At 71.4% G+C, this 25,030-nt stretch carries 21 protein-coding genes; 12 read left to right on the top strand and 9 right to left on the bottom strand.

Going from position 1 to position 25,030, the window contains the following annotated elements; all coding sequences use genetic code 11:
* The first annotated feature begins 57 nt into the window (after positions 1–57).
* Positions 58–963, top strand: coding sequence for a class I SAM-dependent methyltransferase (locus OHB13_RS15170; RefSeq protein WP_328377462.1), 906 nt, complete (start codon positions 58–60; stop codon positions 961–963).
* Between the two features lie 13 nt (positions 964–976).
* Here the strand turns inward: OHB13_RS15170 and OHB13_RS15165 are convergent, their stop codons facing one another.
* Positions 977–2,167, bottom strand: a complete 1,191-nt coding sequence (locus tag OHB13_RS15165) for a thiolase C-terminal domain-containing protein (RefSeq protein WP_266855862.1) — start codon at positions 2,165–2,167, stop codon at positions 977–979.
* A gap of 125 nt (positions 2,168–2,292) precedes the next feature.
* On the opposite strand from OHB13_RS15165, the gene OHB13_RS15160 reads away from it, so the two are divergent.
* Positions 2,293–3,468, top strand: a complete 1,176-nt coding sequence (locus tag OHB13_RS15160; RefSeq protein WP_266855864.1) for an acyl-CoA dehydrogenase family protein — start codon at positions 2,293–2,295, stop codon at positions 3,466–3,468.
* Positions 3,468–4,004 (top strand): nitroreductase family deazaflavin-dependent oxidoreductase, encoded by a 537-nt coding sequence (locus OHB13_RS15155; protein WP_328377461.1) that lies wholly within the window; start codon positions 3,468–3,470, stop codon positions 4,002–4,004. Before OHB13_RS15160 ends, OHB13_RS15155 begins: the two co-directional genes overlap by 1 nt.
* A gap of 145 nt (positions 4,005–4,149) precedes the next feature.
* Here the strand turns inward: OHB13_RS15155 and OHB13_RS15150 are convergent, their stop codons facing one another.
* Positions 4,150–4,797 (bottom strand): TetR family transcriptional regulator, encoded by a 648-nt coding sequence (locus OHB13_RS15150; RefSeq protein ID WP_266855868.1) that lies wholly within the window; start codon positions 4,795–4,797, stop codon positions 4,150–4,152.
* 496 nt (positions 4,798–5,293) lie between these two features.
* On the opposite strand from OHB13_RS15150, the gene OHB13_RS15145 reads away from it, so the two are divergent.
* Positions 5,294–7,699 carry an outer membrane protein assembly factor BamB family protein gene (locus OHB13_RS15145; RefSeq protein ID WP_266855870.1) on the top strand — a complete coding sequence of 802 codons (2,406 nt, stop codon included), beginning with the start codon at positions 5,294–5,296 and terminating at the stop codon, positions 7,697–7,699.
* A 15-nt stretch (positions 7,700–7,714) separates the two neighbouring features.
* Here the strand turns inward: OHB13_RS15145 and OHB13_RS15140 are convergent, their stop codons facing one another.
* The gene (locus tag OHB13_RS15140; protein WP_405752115.1) at positions 7,715–8,419 is read right to left on the bottom strand and encodes a hypothetical protein; all 705 of its coding nucleotides are present in this window, start codon (positions 8,417–8,419) and stop codon (positions 7,715–7,717) included.
* 106 nt (positions 8,420–8,525) lie between these two features.
* On the opposite strand from OHB13_RS15140, the gene OHB13_RS15135 reads away from it, so the two are divergent.
* The gene (locus tag OHB13_RS15135) at positions 8,526–9,044 is read left to right on the top strand and encodes a hypothetical protein (RefSeq protein ID WP_328377460.1); all 519 of its coding nucleotides are present in this window, start codon (positions 8,526–8,528) and stop codon (positions 9,042–9,044) included.
* Between the two features lie 32 nt (positions 9,045–9,076).
* Here OHB13_RS15135 and OHB13_RS15130 read toward each other — a convergent pair whose 3' ends face one another.
* The 3 genes from OHB13_RS15130 to OHB13_RS15120 are packed head-to-tail and all read right to left on the bottom strand — an operon-like array spanning position 9,077 to position 11,457.
* Complete coding sequence (locus OHB13_RS15130; protein ID WP_328377459.1) at positions 9,077–9,853, bottom strand: enoyl-CoA hydratase/isomerase family protein; 777 nt, start codon at positions 9,851–9,853, stop codon at positions 9,077–9,079.
* On the bottom strand, positions 9,850–10,275 hold the full coding sequence (locus OHB13_RS15125; RefSeq protein ID WP_266855882.1) for a Zn-ribbon domain-containing OB-fold protein: 426 nt from the start codon (positions 10,273–10,275) through the stop codon (positions 9,850–9,852). The genes OHB13_RS15130 and OHB13_RS15125 overlap by 4 nt, the downstream gene beginning before the upstream one ends.
* 6 nt (positions 10,276–10,281) lie before the next feature.
* A complete protein-coding gene (locus tag OHB13_RS15120; RefSeq protein WP_266855884.1) occupies positions 10,282–11,457 on the bottom strand; it encodes a lipid-transfer protein in 1,176 nt (391 codons plus the stop codon).
* A 70-nt stretch (positions 11,458–11,527) separates the two neighbouring features.
* On the opposite strand from OHB13_RS15120, the gene OHB13_RS15115 reads away from it, so the two are divergent.
* Complete coding sequence (locus OHB13_RS15115) at positions 11,528–13,123, top strand: FadD3 family acyl-CoA ligase (RefSeq protein WP_328377458.1); 1,596 nt, start codon at positions 11,528–11,530, stop codon at positions 13,121–13,123.
* Positions 13,124–13,242: 119 nt separating this feature from the next.
* On the opposite strand, the gene OHB13_RS15110 is transcribed toward OHB13_RS15115, so the two are convergent.
* From OHB13_RS15110 to OHB13_RS15100, 3 genes are all read right to left on the bottom strand, one after another.
* Positions 13,243–13,434, bottom strand: coding sequence for a hypothetical protein (locus OHB13_RS15110; protein ID WP_328377457.1), 192 nt, complete (start codon positions 13,432–13,434; stop codon positions 13,243–13,245).
* Between the two features lie 128 nt (positions 13,435–13,562).
* Positions 13,563–13,718, bottom strand: coding sequence for a hypothetical protein (locus OHB13_RS15105; protein WP_266855890.1), 156 nt, complete (start codon positions 13,716–13,718; stop codon positions 13,563–13,565).
* A gap of 241 nt (positions 13,719–13,959) precedes the next feature.
* Complete coding sequence (locus OHB13_RS15100) at positions 13,960–16,920, bottom strand: AfsR/SARP family transcriptional regulator (protein WP_328377456.1); 2,961 nt, start codon at positions 16,918–16,920, stop codon at positions 13,960–13,962.
* A gap of 257 nt (positions 16,921–17,177) precedes the next feature.
* Between OHB13_RS15100 and OHB13_RS15095 the strand changes: the two genes are divergently transcribed.
* The 6 genes from OHB13_RS15095 (at position 17,178) to OHB13_RS15070 (ending at position 24,991) form a co-directional block, all read left to right on the top strand.
* Complete coding sequence (locus OHB13_RS15095) at positions 17,178–18,395, top strand: amidohydrolase family protein (RefSeq protein ID WP_266855892.1); 1,218 nt, start codon at positions 17,178–17,180, stop codon at positions 18,393–18,395.
* 67 nt (positions 18,396–18,462) lie between these two features.
* Positions 18,463–19,410, top strand: coding sequence for a TIGR03619 family F420-dependent LLM class oxidoreductase (locus tag OHB13_RS15090; RefSeq protein WP_266855893.1), 948 nt, complete (start codon positions 18,463–18,465; stop codon positions 19,408–19,410).
* A gap of 40 nt (positions 19,411–19,450) precedes the next feature.
* Positions 19,451–20,233, top strand: coding sequence for an SDR family NAD(P)-dependent oxidoreductase (locus tag OHB13_RS15085; RefSeq protein WP_328377455.1), 783 nt, complete (start codon positions 19,451–19,453; stop codon positions 20,231–20,233).
* A 185-nt stretch (positions 20,234–20,418) separates the two neighbouring features.
* Entirely contained in the window at positions 20,419–21,543 is a 1,125-nt protein-coding gene (locus tag OHB13_RS15080) for an LLM class flavin-dependent oxidoreductase (RefSeq protein WP_266855896.1), read from the top strand.
* A gap of 224 nt (positions 21,544–21,767) precedes the next feature.
* Positions 21,768–23,507 (top strand): N-acyl-D-amino-acid deacylase family protein, encoded by a 1,740-nt coding sequence (locus tag OHB13_RS15075; RefSeq protein ID WP_328377454.1) that lies wholly within the window; start codon positions 21,768–21,770, stop codon positions 23,505–23,507.
* A gap of 20 nt (positions 23,508–23,527) precedes the next feature.
* The gene (locus tag OHB13_RS15070) at positions 23,528–24,991 is read left to right on the top strand and encodes an aldehyde dehydrogenase family protein (protein WP_328377453.1); all 1,464 of its coding nucleotides are present in this window, start codon (positions 23,528–23,530) and stop codon (positions 24,989–24,991) included.
* Positions 24,992–25,030: the final 39 nt, after the last annotated feature.

Here is a 25,030-nt window from a genome sequence, read left to right as displayed (position 1 = left end):
GCGGGGGCCTTCGCCCGGCGGGCCCGGAAGGCCGGGGCTGGTGTTGAATACGGCTTCATGAGCAAGAGTGCACGTGGCGCCAGCAGGACAGCGGTGCTGGTCTGCCAGGGGCGGGCAGCCGCGGACGGCAGGGCTGCTGCCGGCCGGTTCGCGGATCCAGTGGCAGCCCGGCTGCTGAGCGTCGCGGAGCGTGCGCCGGTGGACGAGGTGCACTCGGGCACTCCGCCGCAGGGCTGGCGGGCACGCACCACGTACGAGAGTGTGCGGGCGTGCGCCGAGGTGGTCGTGCCACGGACGGTTGCGATCGATGAGGCTCTGCGCGCCCGCGTGACCGGCCAGCTCGTCATCCTCGGCGCCGGTCTGGACACGCGCGCATGGCGTCTGCCCGAACTCTCCCGGACAGATGTCTGGGAGGTCGACCATCCTGCCTCTCAGCAGGACAAGCGCGCCCGCCTCGACGAGGCCGCGCGGGTGGCCGGGGGGCCGGAGGAAGAGGCCGGACTGCCGGCGCTCGCCCGGTCCGTGCGGTTCGCGCCGGTCGACTTCGCCGTCGACGACCTCGGTGCGGTGCTGGACGCCGCCGGGCACGACCCCGCCGCGCCGACGACATGGCTGTGGGAGGGCGTCGTCCCGTACCTCACACGCGACGAAGTGCGCGCCACGGTGGCCGCGTTCGCCGCCCGGACGGTCCCGGGAAGCACGCTCATCGTCAACTACCAGGCGCCGTCGGTGAAAGCGGCCGCAGGACGGCTGCTGACACGCGTGCTCGGCAGTTCCATCATGGCGGCCGAGCCGTGGCGCTCGCTGTGGAAGCCGCAGACGATGGCCGCACTGCTCGCGGAGTCCGGCCTGCGGGTGGTGTCGGACGACACCCTCCTCGCCCTTACGCACACGCTCGCCGGCCCTTCGGGGGGACGGACATCGCTGCGGTCGGGCCGGGTAGCGATCGCTGAGAGCCACTGACGCGAGGCAGGCCCTACCCCCGCCCCAGCACCACCGTCCCCGACGAGCAGAACCATCCGCCCGTCCCCGAAGCGACCGCCAGCTCCGGCAGTCGGCCGCCCGCCTTGTGTACCTGGCGGCCGTCGCCCGCCTCGCCGCGCAGCTGACGTACCGCCTCGACCAGCAGGAACAGACCGCGCATCCCGGGGTGGCAGGCGGAGAGTCCGCCGCCGTCGGTGTTGACGGGGAGTTCGCCGTCGCGCAGCAGCCGTCCCTTCTCCACGAACGCGCCGCCCTCGCCCTTCGCGCAGAACCCCAGATCCTCCAGCGTCACCAGCGTCATATAGGTGAAGGCGTCGTAGATCTCGGCAAGGTCGATCTCCGCCGGGCTGACCCCCGCCCGCTCGAAGGCCAGCCGGCCGCTGACCGCCGCAGGGGAGACCGTGAAGTCGTCCCACTCCGACATCGTGGTGTGCGAGACGTGCTCTCCGGCGCCCAGCACCCACACGGGAGCCTTCGCGCAGTCCGGTACGTAATCCTCGGCCACCAGCAGCACCGCGCAGCCGCCGTCGCTGCGGATGCAGCAGTGCAGTTTGGTGAACGGGTCCGCGATCATCGGCCCGCCCAGCACCTCGTCCACGGTGACCGGATCGCGGTACAGGGCATCGGGGTTGCTCGCCGCGTTCGCCCGCGCCTGCACCGCCACCGAGGCGAGCTGCTCCAGTGTCGTGCCGTACTCGTGCATGTGGCGGCGGGCGGCCATCGCGTACTTGGCGATGAGCGAGTGGCCGTACGGGACCTCGAACTGGAGCGGTCCGCGTGCGCCGAAGGAGAGGTTCGACGTACGGCGCCGCGCCTTGATGTCGGCGCGGGCCGTGGAGCCGTACACCAGCAGTACGGCGTTGGCGTGGCCCGCCGCGATGGCGTCGGCGGCGTGGGCGGCCATGACCTCCCAGGTGGAGCCGCCGACGGAGGTGGAGTCCACCCAGGTGGGTTTCAGGCCCAGGTACTCGGCGACCTCGACCGGGGCCAGGGTGCCGAGGCCCGCCGATCCGAAGCCGTCGATCACCTCGCGGCCGAGGCCCGAGTCCGCCAGCGCGCGGCGCGCGGCCTGGGCGTGCAGGGCGTACGGGGTGGCGTCGTCGACCTTGCCGCAGTCCGACAGGGCGACACCGGCGACGGCGACCCGCCGCCGCGGCCGGGCAGATATGACAGAGGATGACATGAATCTGACGGTACATCAGATCCGTTGCATGGCAATGGCGTCGCACGTCTCCCGTACCGGCTCTGTGCATCTGGATCTGCGCGCTCTAGTATGACGCGCCGTCAGATCAGGAGAGGGGCCCGCCCATGGATGCCGCCTTCACAGCGGAGCAGGACGAGATCCGCCGTACCCTGCGCGAACTGCTGACCAAACGCTGCGGCCCGGACGGGGTCAGGGCCGCAGCGGCCACCCCGGCCGGGTACGACCACGAGCTCTGGCGCACCCTCGCCGGACAGCTCGGGCTGCCCGGCCTCGCGATCCCCGCGGAGTACGGGGGTGTGGGGTGCGGCCCCGCCGAGCTGGTGCTCGCCTGCGAGGAGACGGGGCGGGCGCTGCTGCCGTCCCCGCTGTTCGCGACGGCGGCGCTCGCCGCGCCGCTGATCACCGCACTCGGCACGGAGGCCCAGCGCGCGGAGCTGCTCCCGGGCATCGCCCGCGGCGAGCTGACCGCCACGCTGGCGGCGCCGCTGGGGCCCGCGCTCGGGCTGCTCGGTGACAACGCGGGCGACTGGGCGGGCGGCGGCCGGGCCGGTGGTGTCCAGGCGCGGCCCACCGACGAGGGGTGGCGGCTGTACGGGCAGGCCGACCAGGTGCTCGACGGCCACAGCGCCGGGGTGCTGCTGGTCGCCGCGCACACCGGGGGGTTCGCCCGGAGCCGCACGCTGCTCTTTCTCGTACGGGCCGACGCCGCCGGGATGTCCCGGGTGCGGCAGACCGCGCTGGACGCGACCCGGCCGCAGGCCCGTATCGAACTGCGCGACACCGCGGCGGAGTTGCTCGGCGACAGTGCTGAAGAGGGTACTGACGTGCCGGGGGCGCTGGCCCGTACCGGGTGCGCGGCGGCTGCCGTGCTGGCCGCCGAGGCGGTCGGCGCGGCGGACCGGGCGCTGGAGCGGACGGTCGAACATGTGCGGCAGCGCGAACAGTTCGGGCGCCCCATCGGCTCGTTCCAGGCCGTGAAGCACCGCCTCGCCGAGCTCTATGTGCAGGTGCAGGCGGCCAGATCGGCGGCGTACTACGCGGCCTGGGACCCGGCTGCGGGCGGGCTCGCGCTGGCGCAGGGCCTGGAGGCGCTGCGCAGCGCCGCGTCCGAGGCGGTCCAGCTGCACGGCGGGATCGGCTTCACCTGGGAGCACGACATCCAGCTGTACTTCAAGCGGGCGTCGTCGGACGAGCTGCTGTTCGGGCCGGTGCACGGGCTGCGCGCGCACGCGGCGGAGCGCGCGGGGCTCTTCACCGGGCGAGCGGCGGTCGCGGTCTGATGGTGCCCGGAACACGACTGGTGCAGAGGGTGTCGTCCACCCGTACGTTCGCCAGGATCGCGCCGCACGTCATACCGGCGATGGACCGTACGGTCCACCGGCTGACCCGGGGGAGGGTGCTGCTCAGCGCGCAGATGCTGCCCGGGGTGATCCTCACGGCGAAGGGCGCGAGAAGCGGTCTGCCGCGCGTTACGCCATTGGCGTGTATGCCGGAGATGACGGAGGGGGCGCGGCCGGACGGTGAAGGGGGGCGGGGGCCCATTGGTGGTGGGTCCGGGCCGTGGCCGCGCAGCTGGATCCTCGTCGGGTCGAACTTCGGGCGGCCGGGCCATCCCGCGTGGACGGCCAACCTGCTGGCGCACCCGGACGTCGAGGTGAACTGGAAGGGACAGGACATCCAGGTCAGGGCGCGGCTCCTGGAGGGAGCGGAGCGGGCGGGTGTGTGGGCCACGGCGCTGGGGTTCTGGCCGCCGTACGCCGCGTACCAGGCGAGGGTGGACCGGGAGATCCGGCTGTTCCGCCTGGAGCGCCGCTGACGCGGGCACCGGGCCGGACGGGCCGGGCCGGTCCGCGATCCTCGCGCCGTGCTCCGCGATCCGCGCTGCGGATACGCGGACGGCGGACCACCTCGGTGGTCCGCCGTCTGCGCGACAGGACGAAGGACGTGGTGGCGCCCCGCGGTTACTTTGTCGGCTTCTTGCCTGTGATGCCCATGTGGACCAAAAGGGCGAGGTTCGGCCGGAGTTCGGCCTGTTTGACGCCCCAGGTCTGGAAGCCCTTCTGGTGCGCGGCCACCGCGGCCAGCATGGCGACCAGAGAGCCGGCCATCGCCGCAGGGCTGACGTCCTTGTCGACCCTGCCCTTCGCCTGTAGCTCCTTGACCGAATCGGTCAGGGAGTTGGTGACGGAGGTGAGGATCTTCATGCGGATCTTGTAGAACCGCTTGTCGCCCTCCGCGGCGCCGAGGTCGACGACGCGGAGAATCGCGTCGTGCCTGCGCCAGAAGTCGAGGAATCCCTCGACGAGTTCTTCGGCCGTCTGCCAGCCGGCCTTTCCGGTCCAGGGGCGTGCGGAGACCAACTCGGTGAGCCCCGCACCCTCCTTGGCCATTTCCTCGGCGATTTCGAGGACCGCGCCCTCGACGTCCGGGAAGTACTGATAGAAGGTCGCGGGCGAAGTCCCCGCCTTCCGGGCCACGTCGATGACCTTGACGTCCCGGTACGGCGAGGAGCTGAGCATCTCGCTGAGGCAGTCGAGCAGCTTCTGCCGCGTCGCCTGGCCTCGTCGACCGGCCACGCGGCCGTCGACGGTGCGCACTTGTCCTGTCATGCCGTCAGCTTACCGAGGGGTGATCGGAGCGCGATTCGGCCGACTGCAAATGGGGTCCGGGCTGGTAATGGAGCGGCTCGCCGGGCGCGGAAGGGCGACGAAGGGTGAGGAGGTGCTGGAGGGCGGGATTGATATTGTTATCAACAGGCTGTGGATAACTTCCGTGGACAACTCGTCCAAACAACTTTCGGCTGTGATGGGCGCCACATCCGGCCGCATCTCACCGTACAAGAGCGGCCGTTCCGGCCCGCGCGGCCCGCAGGCCCCGCGCGGGCACCGGGTCCGGCCCCTGTGCGGGCCGCGTATCAGGCCCCGCATGGGCGCCATGTCCGGATCGCGGTGAGACACCCCGATCCGCCCCCGGGTTCGCAACGAGCACGCCAGCCAGGAAGAATCGGGGTGCGCACCGCCGGGTGGTGCCCAGTGGTGAGACGCTGAACTCAGCTGTATTTCGCGGACCCCCTTCCCCGGGGCCCGACGGGGAGGTGGCAGGCGCGTGGTGGAGCAGCTGACGCAGCACGATCCGAGGCGGATCGGCCCGTTCGAGGTGCTCGGGCGGCTCGGGGCCGGCGGTATGGGGCTTGTCTATCTGGCGCGTTCGGCCTCGGGCCGGCGCGTGGCGATCAAGACCGTACGGACCGAACTCGCCGAGGACCAGCTGTTCCGTGTCCGCTTCTCCCGTGAGGTGGAGGCCGCCCGGGCCGTCAGCGGCTTCTACACCGCCGCCGTGGTCGACGCCGACGCCCGCGCCGCCGTGCCGTGGCTGGCCACCGCCTACGTTCCCGCGCCCTCTCTCGAAGAAATAGTGAATGAGTGCGGGCCGATGCCGGCCCAGGCGGTGCGCTGGCTGGCCGCCGGTATCGCCGAGGCCCTCCAGTCGATCCACGGTGCCGGTCTGGTCCACCGGGACCTCAAGCCGTCCAATGTGCTGGTGGTGGAGGACGGGCCGCGCGTCATCGACTTCGGTATCGCGTCCGGGGTCTCCAACACCCGGCTGACCATGACGAACGTCGCCGTGGGCACCCCCGCGTACATGTCACCCGAACAGGCCAAGGACTCGCGCAATGTGAAGGGCGCGAGCGATGTGTTCTCGCTCGGGTCGACGCTGGTCTTCGCGGCGACCGGCCATCCGCCGTTCCACGGGGCGAATCCGGTCGAGACGGTGTTCATGCTGCTGCGCGAGGGCCCCAACCTGACGGGCCTGCCCGATGAACTGCGGCCGCTGATCGACGCGTGTATGCAGCAGGAGTTCACCCAGCGGCCCAGCCCGGAGGACCTCCAGGCGCAGCTGGCACCGCACCTCTTCGCGTCGGGCGGCGACGACAGCGGCACCGCGTCCGCCTGGCTGCCGGCCAGGGCCACCGCGATGATCGAGACCCGGCGCGGCGGCCGCCCACCCGCGGTGCCGAGGCCCGCGAACCCCTCGCCGCCGCCGAGACCGGCCTATGAACCGCCGCAGCCGCCGCCCCAGCAGCCCCGGGCCCAGCCGCAGCCCCTCCACCAGCAGCCGCAGCAGGCCCCGGCGCAGCAGAGCCAGGCTCAGCCGCATCCTCAGCCGCAGGCGCAGTCCGGGTGGCGGGACGGGGCCGTGCGGCTGCCCGGCGCCCAGGTGCCGATCGGCCCCGGGCCGCGGGTCGCGGAGGCCCGCGCGCACGCCGCCGCGCCCGCCGGGCCCGCGACGGGCTGGGTACGCGCCCCGGGAGGCCGGCAAGCGGCGGAGGCGGCGCCCCCGGTGGCCGCGCCGCCCGCTCCCCGGGCCCCCGATGAGGCCGTCCGCTGGCGTCCCTGGCGTTTCCGTATGTCGAACGACGTCTGGGGGACCCCGGCTGTCGACGGCGATCTGCTGTACGTCACCTCGTTCGAGGTGCACGCGCTCGATGTGGGCAGCGGGCGGCGCCAGTTCAAGACCAAGGACGTGGCGTGGGCGATGGCCGTCTCGGGCGGCCGGATCCACGCGTCCGACGGGCCGACGCTGTACGCGCTGGACGGCACCGACGGCACCGACCGGTGGCGGCTGTCCACCGAGGCGTGGGTCTACTCGCTGCAAGCCGAGCGCGGCACGGTCGTCACCGGCACGCGGGGCGGCGGTGTCCAGGCGTGGGAGGCGTCCAACGGCGAGAAGCTGTGGGAGCTGAGCGGGGCCCAGACGGATTTCGAGACGCCGGAGTCCGGGCCCGCGATCCACGGGGACACGGTGTACGTCTGGAAGGACGCCCGCCTCTTCGCGCTCGATCCCCGTACCGGCGCCGAGCGCTGGTCGTACCCGGTGGGCGACGCGGCCGCGTGCGGGGGAGTGCCCGTCCGGGTGACATCGGCCGACGACGGCCGTGTGTACATCGCGGCCGGGACCCGCGTCCTGTCCATCGACCGCACGACCGGCCTGGTCCACTGGCACTTCGAGGCCCCCGCGGTCTTCCTGTCGGCCCCGGCCTTCGCCCCCGGTCCCGCGGTGGCCGGAGGGGGTGTCTACCTCGCCGACTACCTCGGCACGGTGTACGCCATCGACTCCACGACCGGTAAGGACCGCTGGCGCATCGCCACCGAGTCCCGGCAGTCCCTCCACCCGCTCCTTGTCGCACAGGGCAACATCCATGTGGGCAGCGGGAGCGCGCTCTACACGCTGGACGCGGTGACGGGCACCCCCAAGTGGCGCTTCGCGGCGGCCGGCGAGGTGGTCGGGGCGCCGGTGGTGGCGGACGGCAGAATCCACTTCGGCTCGGCGGACCACTGCCTCTACACGCTGGACGCGGTCGGCGGCCAGCTCCGCTGGAAGCTGGCCACGGGCGGCGAGATCACCGGATCCCCGGTGGTCCGCGGTGGAGTCGTCTACGCATGCAGCAAGGACCGCTGCGTGTACGCCCTGGACGCCATCAAGGGCACAGGCACGGGCCGGGCAGGCTGAGCCCCCGAGAGGCGGTCACTCACCAGAAGGCCGGGCCCGCGTGGCCCCGCCCCGCTCCCCCGGCTCCTCGGGAGCCGTCAGCTCCGCGGGCAGATCAGCCGTACTGAAGGACAACGTGTCGTGCTCGGCCCCCGGCTCGTACGGCTGGTCGATCGGCGGCCCGTACGAACCCGGGGCAGGGTGCTCGTACGGCGGCGCGGCCGCATGTGCTCCCGTACCCCACGCCTCGGGTGCATATCCGGGCCCGGGAGGCCCCGGCGCCGGCTCGGTCCGAGGCACAGGCGCAGGCGCAACCGGCCGCCTCCGCCGCCCCCACATCAGCCCCGCCCCCAGCAGCATCAGAACCCCGCCGATCAGCGCGTACCCGACACCGGGCCCCAGCCCCGTGCCGTCGGAGCCGATCGTCAGGCTGTGTTCCGCCATGCCGACGCGGACCATCCACAGCACGGTGAAGCCGATGGTGATCAGGCCCGCCAGCGTCACCAGCAGGCGTGAGCGCAGCAGAATGCCGATCAGGGTGATGAGGGCCGCGAAGGCCAGCGGGATCAGGACGGATCCGCCCGCGTCGCCCGGCTTGGTCGCCGTGATGCCGTTGAACAGGTCCTGGATGCGGTACTCGCTGCCGTGGCGGCCGTCGTACCAGTTACGGAAGGGGCTGTATACGGCGGCCGCCGCTCCGACGAGAGCGACGAGGGAGCCAAGGACATTGCGGATAATCATCGGTTCCTCCGACGGATCTCGCCTTCGACGCTACGCCGGGGCCCAGGCGCCTGCCACCACAGCGCCGTGCCTGCTGTTACCGTGTCCGCCGAATGGGGGAGATGACATGATCATGCGACGTCTGAGGTTCGGAGCCGTTCTGGTGGGGGTGGTCCTCGCGCTGACGGGCTTCTCGCGCCACAGCAGCCACAGCCACAGCCACAGTTCCAGCGGTGGCGGCTGCTCCAGCAGCAAGAGCCACAGCAGCTCGACCACGAGCCACCACCACTACTACAACGACAACAACAACAGCTACGGGTCGTCGAGCGGTTCCACGACAGGCTCCACGAGCGGTTCACGCAGCAGCACGGCCGCGCCCACCGCCACCGGCACCGTGGTGACCTGTGCGAAGAAGGGCGCGACCGCCGCCACCGTACGGGTGTCGGCCAGGGCGGCGAGCGGCAGCCACAGCTACCGGGTCACCATGAGCTTCCTCGACGCGGGCGGCTCCGTCGTCGACACGGGCAGCGCGGCCGTCCAGGTGTACGGCAGCTCCAGCGCGACGGTGAAGGTGCCGATGTCGGCGCCGTCCGACGTCGGCACGGTCACGCGGTGCCGAGTCGACTCCGTGCTCTCCCAGTACTGACAGGCAGCCCGCCACCGGCTACCGGCTGCCGGCTACCGCACCCGGAACCCACCGCCGCCCTTCCTGGCGCCGAACAGCGCCGACTGCCGGTCCGGCGGCAGATTGCCGAGCGCCACCAGATGGGGGGCCTGCGCCAGAGCCTGCGCGCGGGCCCCCTCCTTCGCGGCCCACACCGCCCGTACCGTGCCCTGCACCGCATCCGTCGGATACGAGGCGATCGTCTCCGCGCAGCCGACCGCGGCCGCCAGCTCGTCGCCGGGCGCGGTCACCTCGCTGACGAACCCCGTCTCGTACGCCCGCTGCGCCGAGATCCGCTCGGCGGTTCCCATCAGCGCCATCCGTGCGACCTCGCCGAACGGCATCCGCTGGGCGAGGTAGATGGTCTCGTAGGCGCTGACCATGCCGTACGACGTGTGCGGGTCGAAGAAGGTGGCGTCGTCGGCCGCGATCACGAACTCCGCCTCGCCGAGCAGATAGAACGCGCCGCCGCACGCCATCCCGCGCACCGCCGCGATCACCGGCTTCCAGAGGTCGTTGGCCTTCGGGCCGATCGCGATCAGCGGGTCGTCGACGGAGTACGGGGACTCCGGCTGCGGCACCTCGGCCGAGCGGTCGATCCCGGTGCAGAAGGCCCGGGTCCCCGCGCCGGTGACGACGACCGCCCGTACGGAGGTGTCGAAGCGGAACTCCCGCCAGGCGGCGGACAGTTCACCGGCGGTGGCCAGATCGACGGCGTTCAGCCGGTCGGGCCGGTCGAGGGTGACGACCGCGACGCCGGTCTGCCGGTTCCTCTCGACGCGCAGGCTCATGGCCGCTCCAGCAGCCAGCGCGGCACGGTCATCCCGTCGTCCTCGGTGAAGGCGACCTGCACCCGGGCGCCGATCCGCAGCCGCTCGGGGGCCACCGAGTTCAGCGGCGCGTCCGGCGCGGCGACCACATTGCCGACGAGCCGGATGTGCGGGGCATCGGCCAGCTCCACCACGACCGTGTTGTACGGGGCCTGGGCCGCGTAGTCGGGCAGCAGCGGCGGGTGCGGGAAGACGTACGACCAGATGCGGCCGCGCCCGGACATGAGCTGCCACTCGCTGTCGAAGGACTGGCACTGCGGGCAGCACGGGCGGGGCGGGAAGCGCAGCGTGGCGCACTCCGCGCAGGACTGGACGCGTAGTTCGTGCCGGGCGGTGTACTCCCAGAAGGGCGCGCCGTCCTCGTCGGTGACTGGCTGGAGCATCGGGACTCAACTCCTCAGCAGGATCGCGGATGTGGGGACACACTCGCCCGCCGTGACCAGGCAGGTACTGGCGTCGGGCACCTGGGCGGTGGAGGTGCCGCGCAGCTGTTTGACGCCTTCGGTGATGAGGTTGAAGCCGTGGACGTAGGCCTCGCTGAGCCCGCCGCCGCCGGTGTTGAGCGGCAGCCTGCCGCCGATCTCCAGCGCGCCGCCCTCGGTGAACCCGGCGCCCTCGCCGCGCCCGCAGAAGCCGTACCCCTCAAGGGAGAGCGGGACGAGCGGGGTGAAGGCGTCGTAGATCTGCGCGACATCGACGTCGTCGGGGCCGAAGTCGGCGTGCTTCCACAGATGCCGGGCCGCGGTCCAGGAGGGCCCGGTCAGCGGTTCGTCGTTCCAGTAGTTGACCATGCCGTGGTGCTGGGCGGGCAGGCCCTGGGCTGCCGAGTGCACGTACACGGGTTTGCGCCGGCAGTCGCGGGCGCGGTCGGCGGAGACGATGACGACGGCCAGCGCACCGTCCGTCTCCAGGCAGTTGTCGAAGAGGCAGAGCGGTTCGCTGATCCACCGCGAGGTCATATACATGTCGCGGGTCAGCGGGCGGTCGTACATGATCGCGGCCGGGTTCTGGTTGGCGCGGTTGCGGCAGGCCAGTGCGACGTTGAAGAAGTGGTCGCGGGTGGCGCCGTACTCGTGCATGTACCGCCGGGCCAGCATGCCGATCTCGTCGGCGGGCCGCAGCAGGCCGAAGGGGCGGGTCCACTGGGCGGGGGCCGGCAGTTGGACCGTCGTGTTCTTCCAGGGGCGCGGGCCGCTGCCGCGTTTGCGCGCCCGCCAGGCGACTCCGACGTTGGCCTGTCCGGTCGCGACGGCCGCCGCGAGGTGTGCGATGGTCGCGCAGGAGCCGCCGCCTCCGTAGCCGACCTTCGAGAAGAAGGTCACGTCACCGGCCCCGACGGCCTTGGCGACGTCGACCTCGTCGGTGTCCTCCATCGTGTACGAGGAGAACGCGTCCACCTCGGACGGTGCGATCCCGGCGTCGTCCAGCGCGGCGAGGATCGCGCGGCAGGCCAGCGCCTTCTCGGATTCGGGGAGTTGCTTGGCGAACGCGGTCTGGCCTATCCCGACTATCGCCGTTGCGTCTTTGAGCGTCGCCACTGCCATCGCCACCTCCGGGGACGTCATGACTGCTGACAGCGGGGAAGGCTACAGCTAATCTGACGGATAGTCAGCTACTGGTCGCGGGAGGCATACGATGCGCGGGGACGTGGAGTGGGGCAGTATTCCGGCGCTGGTGCGGTCCGCTGCCGAACGGTACGGCGAACGGGAGGCGGTCGTCGACGGCCGTACCCGGATCTCTTACACGGAGTTGGGCGAGCGGGTCGAGCGGGCGGCCGCCGCGTGCATCGCGTCGGGGGTCGACGCCGGTGACCGGGTCGCGGTCTGGGCGCCCAACACCGTCGACTGGATCGTCTCCGCGCTCGGCGCGGTGACGGCGGGCGCGGTCCTGGTCCCGCTGAACACCCGCTTCAAGGGGGCGGAGGCGGCGTACGTACTGGAGCGCAGCCGCGCCAAGCTGCTCTTCGTGACCGGCACCTTCCTCGGCGCCTCGTACGTGGCGTCGCTGCGGCGCGCGGCCGGCACCGGGAGCGGGAGCGGTCCGCTGCCCGGGCTGCCGCAGCTGGAGCAGGTCGTGGTCCTGTCGGACGACGCCCCGGAGTCCTTCCGCACCTGGAAGGACTTCCTGGCGGGCGGCGAGCACATCTCCGACGCGGCGGTACGGGCCCGCGCGGACGCGGTCGACTCCTCGGCGCTCTCGGACATCATCTTCACCTCGGGCACCACGGGCCGCCCCAAGGGTGCCGTCATCACCCATGCGCAGACCCTGCGCTGTTACGGCATCTGGTGCGAGCTGGCAGGGCTGCGCGAGGGTGACCGCTACCTCATCGTGAACCCGTTCTTCCACACCTTCGGCTACAAGGCGGGCATCATCGCCTGTCTGATGCGGGGCGCGACGATGGTGCCGCAGCCGGTCTTCAACGTGGACACCGTGCTCGCCAACGTCACCGCCGAACGCATCTCGGTACTGCCGGGCCCGCCCACCCTCCACCAGTCCCTGCTCGACCACCCGGCCCGCGACCAGCACGACCTGAGCGCGCTGCGGCTGGTGGTGACGGGCGCCGCGGTCGTCCCGCTCCAGCTGGTCGAGCGGCTGCGCTCGGAGCTGCACATCGCGACGGTGATCACGGCGTACGGCCTCTCCGAGGCGAGCGGCATCGTCACGATGTGCCGCAGGACCGACAGCGCGGAGGTCGTCGCCACGACATCGGGCCGCGCGATCCCGGACACCGAGGTACGGGTGTCGGCCCCGCCCGGCGAGCCGGGGGAGGTGCTGGTGCGCGGCTTCAACGTCATGCGGGAGTACTTCGAGGCCCCGGAGGCGACGGCGGAGGCGTTCACGCCGGACGGCTGGCTGCGCACCGGGGACGTGGGCATTCTGGACGCGGCGGGCAATCTGCGCATCACGGACCGGATCAAGGACATGTTCATCGTCGGCGGCTTCAACGCGTACCCGGCGGAGATAGAGCAACTGCTCGGCCTGCACCCGGACATCGCGGACCTGGCGGTCGTCGGCATACCGGACGGCCGCCTGGGCGAGGTCGGCAAGGCGTACGTGGTCCGGCGCCCGGGCGCGACGCTGACGGCGGACGACCTGATCGCATGGTCCCGCCGCGAGATGGCCAACTACAAGGTGCCGCGCGAGGTCGAGTTCGTGACGGAACTGCCCCGGAACGCGAGCGGGAAAGTGGTGAAGGGGGAGTTGCGGGGGCGGAGTGGCGGGCGGGGGTAGCGAGCCGACCGCCATGAGCGCCGGGATGTGAGTCTGCTCGGCACGGGTGCTGGTGCGGTCCGTCTGACGCCGGGGGGATGCGGCAGGGCGTGCCGCGTCCCCCCGGCCGACGGGTGGCGTCACGCCGCGCGGGACTCCAGCGGGGCCGCGGTGATGTGGCCGTTGTCCGGGCCCACCGTGGCGGCCTGGACCTGGGCGGTCGACGGGTCGGTGTCCGTCACATGGCCGTTCGCCAGGGCCGGTGTCGCGGAGGCTGCCGCGGTGGCGAGCACTAAGGCGGCAGTGGCGAACAGCTTCTTCGTCAGCGTCATGGCAGCTCTTTCGTTACGGTGGGTCGGATGGGTGCGGACATACGGCAGTGGCCGTGGTGGCTCCCCCTCCGGGCCGCCACGGCCACTGTTCCCCCGGTTCCCCCGTGCCCCGTCGTGAAGGTCTCAGATCACGCGGGCTTGTCGGTGACGTGCGCGTTGTCGGGCTGCACCGCGGTCGGCTTGTCGGTGACATGCGCGTTGGCGGGCTTCGCGACGGTGGGCTTGTCCGTGACGTGCGCGTTGTCCGGATCGACGGTGGTGTCGTTCTGCGGCTCTGCGGCCATGGTGGTCAACTCCCCTGTTCGTGATGGTCCGTGGTGCTGAAGCCCGTCCGGCTGCTCCCCCGAGCGCGGCCGGACGGACGTTCCGCAGGCCGCTCACCTTAGTTCGCCGGTGCGGGGCCCTCCCTGACGACCGCCTGCCCCCCGACGCGACGGGTCGTCGTGGAATGAGAATGTCGGGTCGCGATAAACAAACGATGAACGCCCGATACGAGGCAGGGACAGGCTCGTCCGCGGCTCGGACTCAGGCCGCCGGCAGGGGCGTCAGCAGCCTGCGCACCTCGTCCGCCTCCGGTGACTTGAGCTCCTCGTAGATGGCCAGGGCCTCCAGCCAGCAGACCCGCGCGCGGCCCGACTGCCCTATGCCGTTGAGGGCGCGGCCCAGCACGGCGAGGACGTTGCCGCGCCGCCACTCGCCGCCGATGCCGCGCAGGACGGTCAGCGCCATCTCCGCCTCGGCCGCCGCCTGAGCGCAGTGGCCCGCCGCGATGTCGACCTCGGCCAGCCGGAAGAGCGCCATCCCCTCCCAGAGCCGCTGCCGGCTGTCGCGGAAGACCTCCAGGGCCTCGTGCAGCCGGTCCGCCGCCGCGGCGAGGTCACCGCTCTGGGTCAGCGCGACCCCCAGCGCGTAGCGTCCGTTGGCCCCCTTGAGGGCGTGGCCCAGGCGGTCGTACGTCTCCATGCCCTGCCGGGAGAGCGCCACCGCCTTGTCGACGTCCCCGGTGACGAGGTGCAGCCGCGACAGGTTGCACAGCGCGCTCGCCTCGCCCGCCATGTCCTCGCAGTCCCGGAACCCTTCGACGGCCCGGGTGAGATGGGCCTTCGTCGTCCCGACGTCGAAGTGGCCCTGGTAGAACTTCAGGATGCCTCGCAGGTTGGCAGCCCAGCACGCCGACAGCCGGTCCCCGGTGTGTACCGCGAGCCGGTCCGCCTCCTCTGCGTCCTGCCCGGCCAGGTCGAACCGGCCCGCCACGTGGTGGACATAGGCCAGCGTGATCGCCGCCCGCCCCTCGGCGTGCTCGTCCCGTGCGGCCCGCGCGGCGTCCCGCAGGAGGCCGGCCGCGTAGCTGTACTCCTTCGAGTTCGCCCCCGACTCCGCCAGATCGAGTGCCGCCCACAGCAGGTCGACCGCCCGCCGCAGTGTGCCGGTCGCGCCGGCCGACTGGCGGACGCACGCCAGCAGTGACATCGCCTCCGCGTACAGCCAGTCCTGGGCGTCGTGCCGGTCCGTGAAGGCCAGCCCCTCGTACGTCGTCGGCTCCAGGTGGTCGACCAGCCGGTCGCCCGGGCGCTCGATCGCGTACACCCGGGCCGCGGTCGCCAGATAGAAGTCGAGCAGCCGCGACAGCGCCAGCTCCCTTTCCGCCGGCGGCTGTTCGTCGCGCTCGGCGCAGGAACGCGCGTAGAGCCTGACCAGGTCGTGGTAGCGGTACCTGCCGGGCGCGGCCGATTCCAGGAGCGAGGTGTCGACCAGTGACTCAAGGAGGTCCTCCGCCTCCCGGGCCGGCATGTTCAGTACGGCGGCGGCCGCGGCCAGCGAGAGGTCCGGGCCCTCCGCCAGGCCCAGCAGCCGGAACGCCCGTGCCTGCTGCGGCTCCAGCTGCCCGTACCCCAGCTCGAACGTGGCCTTCACCGCCAGGTCGCCCGCCTGGAGTTCGTCCAGCCGGCGGCGCTCGTCGGCGAGCTTCGCGGCCAGCACCGAGACCGTCCAGGTGCGGCGGGCCGCGAGGCGCGACGCCGCGATACGGATCGCCAGCGGCAGGAAGCCGCAGGCCGCGACCACGTCCAGGGACGCCTGGCGTTCGCTGCCGACCCGCTCCTCGCCGACGATCTTCGTGAAGAGCTGGAGCGCCTCCTCGGGCGACATCACATCCAGGTCCACCAGATGCGCACCCGCCAGATCGACCATCCGGGCGCGGCTGGTGACCAGGGCCGCCGACCCGGCCGTGCCGGGCAGCAGCGGGCGGATCTGCGCGGCGTCGCGCGCGTTGTCGAGCAGGACCAGGACCCGGCGCCCGTCGAGCGCCGTCCGGTAGAGCGCGGCGCGCTCGTCGAGCGAGTCGGGGATGGCCGAGTCGGCCGTACCGAGCGCGCGCAGGAACGCGCCGAGCACGGTCTCGGGCTCCGCCGCGCGCGACCCCGCGCCCTGGAGGTCGACATACAGCTGCCCGTCGGGGAAGTGCGACCGTGCCGCGTGCGCCACATGCACGGCGAGCGTCGTCTTGCCCACTCCGCCGATGCCGGCCAGCGCCGACACGGCCATCACCGACCCCTCGGCGGTGCCCAGCCGGTCGCCCAGCTCCCGTACGAAGGCGGTACGCCCGGTGAAGTCCGGCACGGTGGCGGGCAGCTGTGCAGGCCTTACGGCGGTGGGCGCGGTTGGCGCCGACTCCTCGGCCGGCCGGGCCAGTTCCGCGTCCGCCTGGAGGATCCGCTGCTGGAGCCTGGCCAGTTCGGGCCGGGGGTCCACCCCCAGCTCGTCGGCGAGCAGCTTGCGTGTGTCGGCGTACACGGCCAGCGCCTCCGCCTGCCGCCCGCTGCGGTACAGCGCCAGCATCAGCAGCTCGCGCAGCCGCTCCCGCAGCGGATGGGCGGCGGTCAGCGAGGTCAGCTCGGAGACCGCCTCCGCGTGGCAGCCGACCTCCAGGTCCATGTCGAGCCGCGACTCGGTCAGCTGGAGCCGCCACTCCTCAAGGGCGGCCCGCTGGGTCTCGGCGTACGGCCCCGGCACGTTCGCCAGGGGCTCGCCGTCCCACAGCTCCAGCGCCTCGTCGATCAGGGCGCGCGCCGTGGAGCGGTCGCCGTTGCCGGCGGCCTTCTCGGCGTTCGCGGCCAGTTGCTGCGCGCGGTGGAGGTCGACGGACTCGGCCCGTATCCGGATCGCGTACCCGCCCGACTCGCTGACCAGGACCTCCGGGTCCAGGACCTTGCGCAGCCTGGAGGCGTACGTCCGTACCGCGGCCAGTGCCTGGGAGGGCGGGTCGTCGCCCCAGATCGCGTCGATCAGCTCACCCGCGGTGGCCGTGCGGCCGTCGCGGGTCAGCAGTGCGGCCAGCAGGGCGCGCTGCTGCGGCGATCCGGGCGGCAGCGCCTCACCGTCCCGCCAGGCGCGCACCGGTCCGAGCACGCTGAACGTGAGCCTGCCGTCCCGGCTCTGCTGCGGAGTCCGCTGCCCCGGTACGCGCGGCCCGCTGTCACGGTCCATAGCTGCCCCTGCCTCCTGCCCCGTGCCTGCTGCCCGTGCCTGTTGCTTCAGGTGGTTGTCCGGTCCTCACCTGTCCGCACCCGTCCGCTCGTATCGCACAGGCCAGTTTGCCTTGTTCATGGCGAGTACGTCAGCTCTGGGGGTGCCTCTCCACAAGCTCTCCGCCAACCGGCGCGCCGGACCGTCGCCGCATCTTTCGGCAGGGAGAGCCGCACCAGTAGCTGACGGTTCGTCAGATGGGCGCTACGGTGGAGAACATGGAGACTTTCCCGAAGATCATCTCGGTGGACGACCACACCGTGGAACCTCCCCACGTCTGGCAGGACCGGCTCCCGTCCAAATACCGGGACACAGGTCCGCGTATCGTCCGGGCGCCCCTCAAGTCCATGTCCTTCATGGGCGGCAAGTTCGCCCCGGTGATGGGAGCCAAGGGCGATGACGGGCCGATCGGCGACTGGTGGATCTACGAGGACCTGCACCGGCCGCTGACCCGCCTGGACACGTCGGTCGGCTACGACAGGGACGACATCAAACTCGAAGTCATCACCTACGAACAGATGCGGCCCGGCTCCTTCTCGGTGCCCGACCGCCTCGCCGACATGGACGTCAACCACGTCCAGTCCGCGCTCTGCTTCCCGACCTTCCCGAGGTTCTGCGGCCAGACCTTCACCGAGGCGACCGACCGCGAACTGGCCCTGCTCGGCGTCCGTGCGTACAACGACTGGATGGTGGAGGAGTGGTGCGGGCCCGAGGCGCACGGGCGCCTCATCCCGCTGCCGATCGTCCCGCTGTGGGACGCGCGGCTCGCGGCGGACGAGGTCAGGCGCAACGCCGCACGCGGGGTGCGCGCGGTCGCGTTCTCGGAGATACCCCCGTTCCTGGGGCTGCCGTCCATCCACACCGACGAGTGGGACCCGTTCCTCGCCGCGTGCGACGAGACCGGCACGGTGATCGGGATGCACATCGGCTCGTCGTCCAAGATGCCGTCCACATCGGCCGACGCACCGCCGGCGGTCGGCTCCACGATCACCTTCGCCAACTGCTGCTTCTCGATGGTCGACTGGCTGATGAGCGGCAAGTTCGAGCGCTTCCCGAATCTGAAGATCATGTACGCGGAGGGCCAGATCGGCTGGATCCCGTACATCCTGGAACGCGCCGACGTGGTCTGGGAGGAGAACCGCGGCTGGGGCGGGGTGGCGGACAAGGTCCACCGGCCGCCGTCCGAGCTGTTCACCGACCATGTGTACGGCTGCTTCTTCGACGACGCCTTCGGGCTCAAGAACCTCGACTCGATCGGGGTGGGGAACGTGCTGTACGAGACGGACTACCCCCACTCCGACTCCACCTGGCCCAAGTCCCGTGAGGTCGGAGAGGCCCAGATGGGGCACCTGGCCCCGGACGTGGTGGACCGCATCGTGCGCGGCAACGCGATCGAACTGCTCGGTCTGACAGAGGACGGCCTCTGGGCCGGGTGACGCTCCCGGCCCGCGACCACCGCGCCCGCGACCACCGCAGACACTCACTCACGAGGGGTACGTACCCATGACAAGGGTCTTTCCCGAAGGGCAGCTCGTCTACGGGATGCAGTTGCCCATCCAGTCCCAGAGCACCATCTACGCGGAGGCGTGGGAGGCCGCCGCCACCCCGCACGACCTCGCGGAGATCGCCCGCACCGCCGACCGCACCGGCTTCGCCTACATCGCGGGCTGCGACCACGTGGCCATCCCGCGGCGGCTCGCCGAGGCCATGGGCACCGTCTGGTACGACCCGGTCGCCACCCTCGGCTTCCTGGCCGGGATCACCCGGCGGGTACGGCTGATGAGCCATGTCGCAGTCCTGGGGCTGCGGCACCCGCTGCTCACCGCCAAGCAGTACGCGACCCTGGACCACCTCAGCGGCGGCCGGCTGATCCTGGGGGTCGGGGCGGGGCACGTGCCGGAGGAGTTCGAGGCCGTCGGGGCCGACTTCCCGGGGCGCGGCTCCGTACTGAACGAGTCCATCGACGCACTCCGGTCCGCACTCGGCCCCGACGAGTACCCCGAACACCACGGCGAGCTCTACGACTTCGAAGGCCTCGCGCAGCTGCCCAGACCGGCTCAGCGCCAGGTGCCCGTCTGGGTCGGCGGGTCGTCGCCGGCCGCTGTGCGCCGGGCCGCCGAGCGGGCGGACGGATGGCTGCCGCAGGGTGACCCGCGCGACCGGCTGCCCGCACAGATCGCCCGGCTGCGCGCGCTCAGGGAGGCGGCCGGGGTGACGGACCCGATCGAGATCGGTGCCATCACCGAGCCGCTGTACGTGGGGGAGCCCGGCCGGCCGGTCGGGCGCAGGACCCTCACCGGCAAGCCCGACGCCATCGCCGATTCGTTGCGGGAGTACGCGGCGATGGGCGTCGACCAGATCCAGGTGCGGTTCCGCAGCCGGAGCCGTACCGAACTCACCGACCAGATGGCGGCCTTCGCCGCCGACGTCGCTCCGCACCTCAATCAGTAGTCAGTCAGTCGCTCCGCACCTCAATCAAGGGAGAGCGGTTATGGGCAAGCTCGACGGGCGGGTCATCGTCATCACCGGCGCGGCACGCGGACAGGGGGAACAGGAGGCGCGGCTCTTCGTGGCCGAAGGGGCGAAGGTCCTGCTCGGGGACGTGCTGGACGAGCAGGGAGCGGCGCTGGCCAAGGAGTTGGGGGAGTCCGCCGCGTACGTACGGCTCGACGTGACCCGGGAGGCGGACTGGAGCGCCGCCGTCGAGGCGGCCAAGGAGACCTTCGGGAAGATCGACGGGCTGGTCAACAACGCCGGGATCCTGCGATTCAACGAGCTGGTGACGACGCCGCTCGACGAGTTCCAGCAGGTCGTACAGGTCAACCAGGTCGGCGCCTTCCTCGGCATCAAGACGGTCGCACCGGAGATCGAGGCGGCGGGCGGCGGGACCATCGTCAACACCGCCTCGTACACCGCGCTGACCGGGATGGCATTCGTCGGCTCGTACGCGGCGACCAAGGCCGCGATCGTCGGTCTGACCCGGGTGGCCGCGATGGAACTGGCGGCGAAGGGCATCCGGGTCAACGCGATGTGCCCCGGCGCCATCGACACCCCCATGAGCAACCCCGCCCAGCTCGACCCGGACGCGGATCCGGCGGAGTCGTCCGCGGCCCTGGACGAGCTCTACCGGAAGCTGGTGCCGCTGGGGCGGGTGGGCAGGCCCGAGGAGGTCGCCAGGCTGGCGCTCTTCCTCTCGGGTGAGGACTCCTCGTACATCACCGGGCAGCCGTTCGTCATCGACGGCGGCTGGCTGGCCGGGGTCAGCATCTTCTGACGCACAGCTTCTTCCGACGCGCAGAACGCGCAGAGCACCTTTCTGACGCACAGACCCGCATGTGACATGTGTGCCTGACTCATCGTCAGGTATTGACGCTCCTCGCGTGCGGTGCCACAGTCGACTTCACCGCGATCTGACGATGTGTCAGATAAGCGGCAGAGACCTAGGGACGGTGAACCCCTTTGGAATTCGGGCTCTTTGTACAGGGATACGTACCGAAGCAGCGCGCCCAGGCCGATCCCGAGGCCGAGCACAAGGCGCTGATGGAGGAGACCGAGTACGTCATCCAGGCGGACAAGTCCAACTTCAAGTACGCCTGGGCCTCCGAGCACCACTTCCTGGAGGAGTACTCGCACCTCTCCGCCAACGATGTGTTCCTCGGCTACCTCGCGCACGCGACGGACCGCATCCACCTCGGATCCGGCATCTTCAACCCGCTGGCACCGGTCAACCACCCCGTCAAGGTCGCCGAGAAGGTGGCCATGATGGACCACCTCTCGGAAGGCCGCTTCGAGTTCGGCTCGGGGCGCGGTGCTGGCAGTCACGAGATCCTCGGGTTCATGCCGGGCATCACGGACATGAACCACACCAAGGAGATCTGGGAAGAGACGATCGGCGAATTTCCCAAGATGTGGCTCCAGGACGAGTACGTCGGCTTCCAGGGCAAGCACTGGTCACTGCCGCCGCGCAAGATCCTGCCCAAGCCGTACGGGAAGGCGCACCCGGCCATGTGGTACGCCGCCGGGTCCCCCGCCTCGTACGCCATGGCCGGCAAGAAGGGCCTCGGGGTGCTGGGGTTCAGCGTCCAGAAGGTCTCGGACATGGAGTGGGTCGTCGAGTCGTACAAGAACGCGGTGAAGGAGGCCGAGCCGATCGGCGCCTTCGTCAACGACAACGTCATGGTGACCTCGACCGCGATCTGCGCCGAGACCCACGACAAGGCGGTCGAGATCGCCGTCAGCGGCGGGCTCAACTACCTTCAGTCGCTGCTGTTCCGCTACCACGACACGTTCCCCAGGCCCGATGGCATACCCGAGTGGCCGGAGCTGCTGCCCGAGTACAGCACGGAGATCATCGAGCTGCTCATCGCGGAGGAGCTGATGATCTGCGGTGACCCAGGCGAGGTGCTCCAGCAGTGCAAGCGCTGGGAACAGGCGGGGGCGGACCAGCTGTCGTTCGGGCTGCCGATCGGGATCTCGTCCGAGGACACGCTCAACACCATCAAGCTGATCGGTGAGCACGTCATCCCGCAGATCGACACGGACCCGGTCCACCGGACGACGCGCTTCCGGCAGACCGGCGCGTAGGGCCTGCCGTTCGGATCAGGCCGGACCGCCACCTCGGGGCGGACGGCGGCTCCATCCCGGACGGCTGCCGTCCGGTTCCGGCCGGTGCGTACGGGGGAGCGGCCTTCCCGTATGCACCGGCCGGAGCCATGCGCCCGGCCCGGCCGACCGGGACGGAACCGCACCCGGGCCGGATCCGGTCCGCCGCGCCGCCCAGAAGAGATACAGAGAAGGGACCAGACCACATGCTCGACCACCTCATCCGCGGAGCGACCGTCGTGGACGGCACCGGTGCCCCCTCGTACGTCGCGGACCTCGGCATCCGGGACGGCCGCATAGCCGTCATCGCGAAGCCCGGCACCGTCACCGAACCCGCCGCGACCACCGAGGACGCGACGGGCCTCGTGCTCGCCCCCGGCTTCGTCGACCCGCACACCCACTACGACGCACAGCTCTTCTGGGACCCGTACGCCACCCCGTCCATGAACCACGGCGTCACCACCGTCGCGGGCGGCAACTGCGGCTTCACCCTCGCCCCGCTCAACCCGGACCACCCCGGCGACGCCGACTACACGCGCCGCATGATGTCCAAGGTCGAGGGCATGTCGCTGGTCGCGCTCGAAGAGGGTGCCCCGTGGAACTGGTCGACCTTCGCCGAGTACCTGGACGCCCTGGACGGCCGTACCGCCGTCAACGCCGGCTTCATGGTGGGCCACTGCGCCCTGCGCCGGCACGTCATGGGCGCCGACGCGATCGGCGGACAGCCCACCGGCGAACAGCTCGCCGAGATGCTGCGGATCTTCCACGAGGCGATGGAAGCGGGCGCCTGGGGGTTCTCCACCACCCAGTCGTCCACCCACTCCGACGGCGACGGCGAGCCCGTCGCCTCCCGGCACGCGAGCCCGGCCGAACTGCTCGCCCTGTCCAAGGCGGTCGGCGAGCACGAGGGCACCCAGATCGAAGCGATCGTGGCCGGCTGCCTCGACCAGTTCAGCGACGAGGAGGTCGACCTCTTCGTAGGGATGAGCGCGGCAGCGGGCCGCCCGCTCAACTGGAACGTCCTGACCATCGACGCCGCCGTACCCGAACGCGTACCGCGCCAGCTCAGCGCCAGCGACCGCGCGCGCAAGGAGGGCGGCCGGATCGTCGCCCTGACGATGCCCATCCTCACCCCGATGAACATGTCGCTCGGCACGTTCTGCGCGCTGAACCTGATACCCGGCTGGGGCGACATCCTGGGGCTCCCGGTGCCGGAGCGGATCGCCGAGCTGCGCAACCCCGACGTACGGGCCGAGATGCTGCGGCACGCCAACAGCAAGGAGGCGGGCGTCTTCCGGCGGCTGGCCAACTTCGGGCGGTACGTCATCGGTGACACCTACTCCGAGGCCAACGAGGGGCTCAGCGGCCGGGTGGTGAAGGACATCGCGGCCGAGCGCGGTCAGGAGCCGTTCCACTGTCTGGTGGAGATCTGCGCCAACGACGAACTGCGCACCGTGCTCTGGCCGATGCCCAGCGACAACGACCCGGACTCCTGGGAGCTGCGGCGCAAGACCTGGGAGCACGAGGACGTGATGCTGGGCGGCTCCGACGCGGGCGCGCACCTGGACCGGATGTGCGGGGCCCCGTACACGACGCGCTTCATCGGCGACTGCCTGCGCGGCCGCAAACTGGTCGGCCTCGAAGCGGCGGTGAAGATGCTGACCGACGACCCCGCCCAGCTCTTCGGGCTGCGTGAGCGCGGCCGGATCGAGGAGGGCTTCCACGCCGATCTGGTGCTGTTCGACCCGGAGCGGATCGCGGCGGGCCCGGCGACGCTCGTGCACGACCTGCCGGGCGACAGCCCCCGTCTCGACTCACGGGCGATCGGCATCGTGTCGGTACGGGTCAACGGCGTCGAGACCATCCGGGACGACGAGATCACCGGCGCGGTGCCGGGCACGGTGCTGCGGTCCGGCCGCGACACCAGGACGGTGGCGACCCGTTGAGCGCAGGCCAGGAGCAGCGGGTGAACGCACGCCAGGAGCAGGGGCTCTTCATCGACGGCGAGTGGGTCGCGCCGGACGGCGGGCACTACGACGTGATCAACCCGGCCACCGAGGAGAGCGTGGGACCCGCGCCCGAGGCGAGCCGCGAGCAGGTGTACGCGGCGGCCGCCGCCGCCCGTGCGGCCTTCGCGGGCTGGTCGCGGACGGCGCCGGAGGAGCGCTCCGCGATCCTCGCCCGTGCGGCCGGCATCATGCAGCGGGAGTTCCTGCCGTACGCGGCGCTCGCCCAGGCGGAGAGCGGCGCCACCACGGGGACCGCGCGCGGGATGCAGGTCGGTGTGGGGGTGGCACGCTTCCGGCGTTACGCGAAGGGCGCCCTGGAACCGGTCGAGCAGGGCCTGCCGCCGCAGATCAACGAGGCGGGCCCGATGGGGAAGGCAGGCGTCTTCGGGGCGCTCGCCGCCCGCCGGCCGGTGGGAGTGGTCACCTGCATCACCTCGTACAACAACCCCTGGGCCAACCCGGCGGGCAAGATCGCGCCCGCGCTCGCCATGGGCAACACCGTGGTCGTCAAACCGGCCCCGCAGGACCCCCTCTCCGTCTTCCGGATGGCGGAGGCGCTGACCGAGGCGGGTGTGCCGCGCGGGGTGGTGAACGTGGTCAGCGGGACGGGTACGGAGGTGGGCGAGGCTGCCGTCGACTCACCGGACGTCGACATGGTCAGCTTCACCGGCTCCACGGTGGTCGGCAGGCGCATCGCCGAGGTCTGCGGCCGCGGTATGAAGCGGCAGCTGATGGAGCTGGGCGGCAAGGGCGCGGCGCTGGTCTTCGACGACGCGGACCTGGAATCGGCGGTGTCCGGGATCGGCACGACCTTCTCCTTCTACAGCGGCCAGATCTGCACGGCGCCCACCCGGGTACTGGCCCAGCGTGGTATCTACGACCGTCTGGTCTCCCAACTCGCCGCCTACACAGGGCACTTGAAGGTGGGTGACCCGGGTGAACGGGGCACGGTGGTCGGACCGGTGATCTCGGCGGCCCACCGGGACCGGATCGAGTCGTACGTGGAACTCGGCCGGAAGGAGGGCGCGACGGTCGTCGCGGGCGGCGAACGGCCGTCGTTCGACAAGGGCTTCTACACCGCGCCCACGCTGCTCGCCGACTGCACCAACGACATGCGCGTGGTCCGCGAGGAGATCTTCGGCCCGGTCGTCGTGGTGGTCCCCTTCGACGACGAGGAGGAGGGCATCGCCCTGGCCAACGACAGCGACTACGGCCTGCTCGACTACGTCTGGTCGGGCGACGTGGCACGGGCGTTCCGGGTGGCGGCACAGCTGCGGGCCGGAGGGGTGGGGGTGAACACCATCGGCCGGAACATGGAGGCGCCGTTCGGTGGGTTCAAGCAGAGCGGAGTGGGCCGGGACGTCGGCTCGTACGCCCTGCACGCGTACAGCGAGCTCCAGTCGATCGTCTGGCCGGGGTAAGGGCAAGCAACACGTCTTACGCGTAGGAGGGGCTGCAAG

Origin of the sequence: Streptomyces sp. NBC_00440 (genome assembly GCF_036014215.1) — a bacterium.
Classification (GTDB): Bacteria; Actinomycetota; Actinomycetes; order Streptomycetales; family Streptomycetaceae; genus Streptomyces.
This window is presented reverse-complemented; position numbering and strand designations above follow the sequence as displayed.

Bases quoted from the DNA above. Each gene is read 5' to 3' on its own strand.
- OHB13_RS15170 (WP_328377462.1), top strand. From the start codon at position 58: ATGAGCAAGAGTGCACGTGGCGCCAGCAGGACAGCGGTGCTGGTCTGC.
- OHB13_RS15165 (WP_266855862.1), bottom strand. From the start codon at position 2,167: ATGTCATCCTCTGTCATATCTGCCCGGCCGCGGCGGCGGGTCGCCGTC.
- OHB13_RS15160 (WP_266855864.1), top strand. From the start codon at position 2,293: ATGGATGCCGCCTTCACAGCGGAGCAGGACGAGATCCGCCGTACCCTG.
- OHB13_RS15155 (WP_328377461.1), top strand. From the start codon at position 3,468: ATGGTGCCCGGAACACGACTGGTGCAGAGGGTGTCGTCCACCCGTACG.
- OHB13_RS15150 (WP_266855868.1), bottom strand. From the start codon at position 4,797: ATGACAGGACAAGTGCGCACCGTCGACGGCCGCGTGGCCGGTCGACGA.
- OHB13_RS15140 (WP_405752115.1), bottom strand. From the start codon at position 8,419: ATGATTATCCGCAATGTCCTTGGCTCCCTCGTCGCTCTCGTCGGAGCG.
- OHB13_RS15135 (WP_328377460.1), top strand. From the start codon at position 8,526: ATGATCATGCGACGTCTGAGGTTCGGAGCCGTTCTGGTGGGGGTGGTC.
- OHB13_RS15130 (WP_328377459.1), bottom strand. From the start codon at position 9,853: ATGAGCCTGCGCGTCGAGAGGAACCGGCAGACCGGCGTCGCGGTCGTC.
- OHB13_RS15125 (WP_266855882.1), bottom strand. From the start codon at position 10,275: ATGCTCCAGCCAGTCACCGACGAGGACGGCGCGCCCTTCTGGGAGTAC.
- OHB13_RS15120 (WP_266855884.1), bottom strand. From the start codon at position 11,457: ATGACGTCCCCGGAGGTGGCGATGGCAGTGGCGACGCTCAAAGACGCA.
- OHB13_RS15115 (WP_328377458.1), top strand. From the start codon at position 11,528: ATGCGCGGGGACGTGGAGTGGGGCAGTATTCCGGCGCTGGTGCGGTCC.
- OHB13_RS15110 (WP_328377457.1), bottom strand. From the start codon at position 13,434: ATGACGCTGACGAAGAAGCTGTTCGCCACTGCCGCCTTAGTGCTCGCC.
- OHB13_RS15105 (WP_266855890.1), bottom strand. From the start codon at position 13,718: ATGGCCGCAGAGCCGCAGAACGACACCACCGTCGATCCGGACAACGCG.
- OHB13_RS15100 (WP_328377456.1), bottom strand. From the start codon at position 16,920: ATGGACCGTGACAGCGGGCCGCGCGTACCGGGGCAGCGGACTCCGCAG.
- OHB13_RS15095 (WP_266855892.1), top strand. From the start codon at position 17,178: ATGGAGACTTTCCCGAAGATCATCTCGGTGGACGACCACACCGTGGAA.
- OHB13_RS15090 (WP_266855893.1), top strand. From the start codon at position 18,463: ATGACAAGGGTCTTTCCCGAAGGGCAGCTCGTCTACGGGATGCAGTTG.
- OHB13_RS15085 (WP_328377455.1), top strand. From the start codon at position 19,451: ATGGGCAAGCTCGACGGGCGGGTCATCGTCATCACCGGCGCGGCACGC.
- OHB13_RS15075 (WP_328377454.1), top strand. From the start codon at position 21,768: ATGCTCGACCACCTCATCCGCGGAGCGACCGTCGTGGACGGCACCGGT.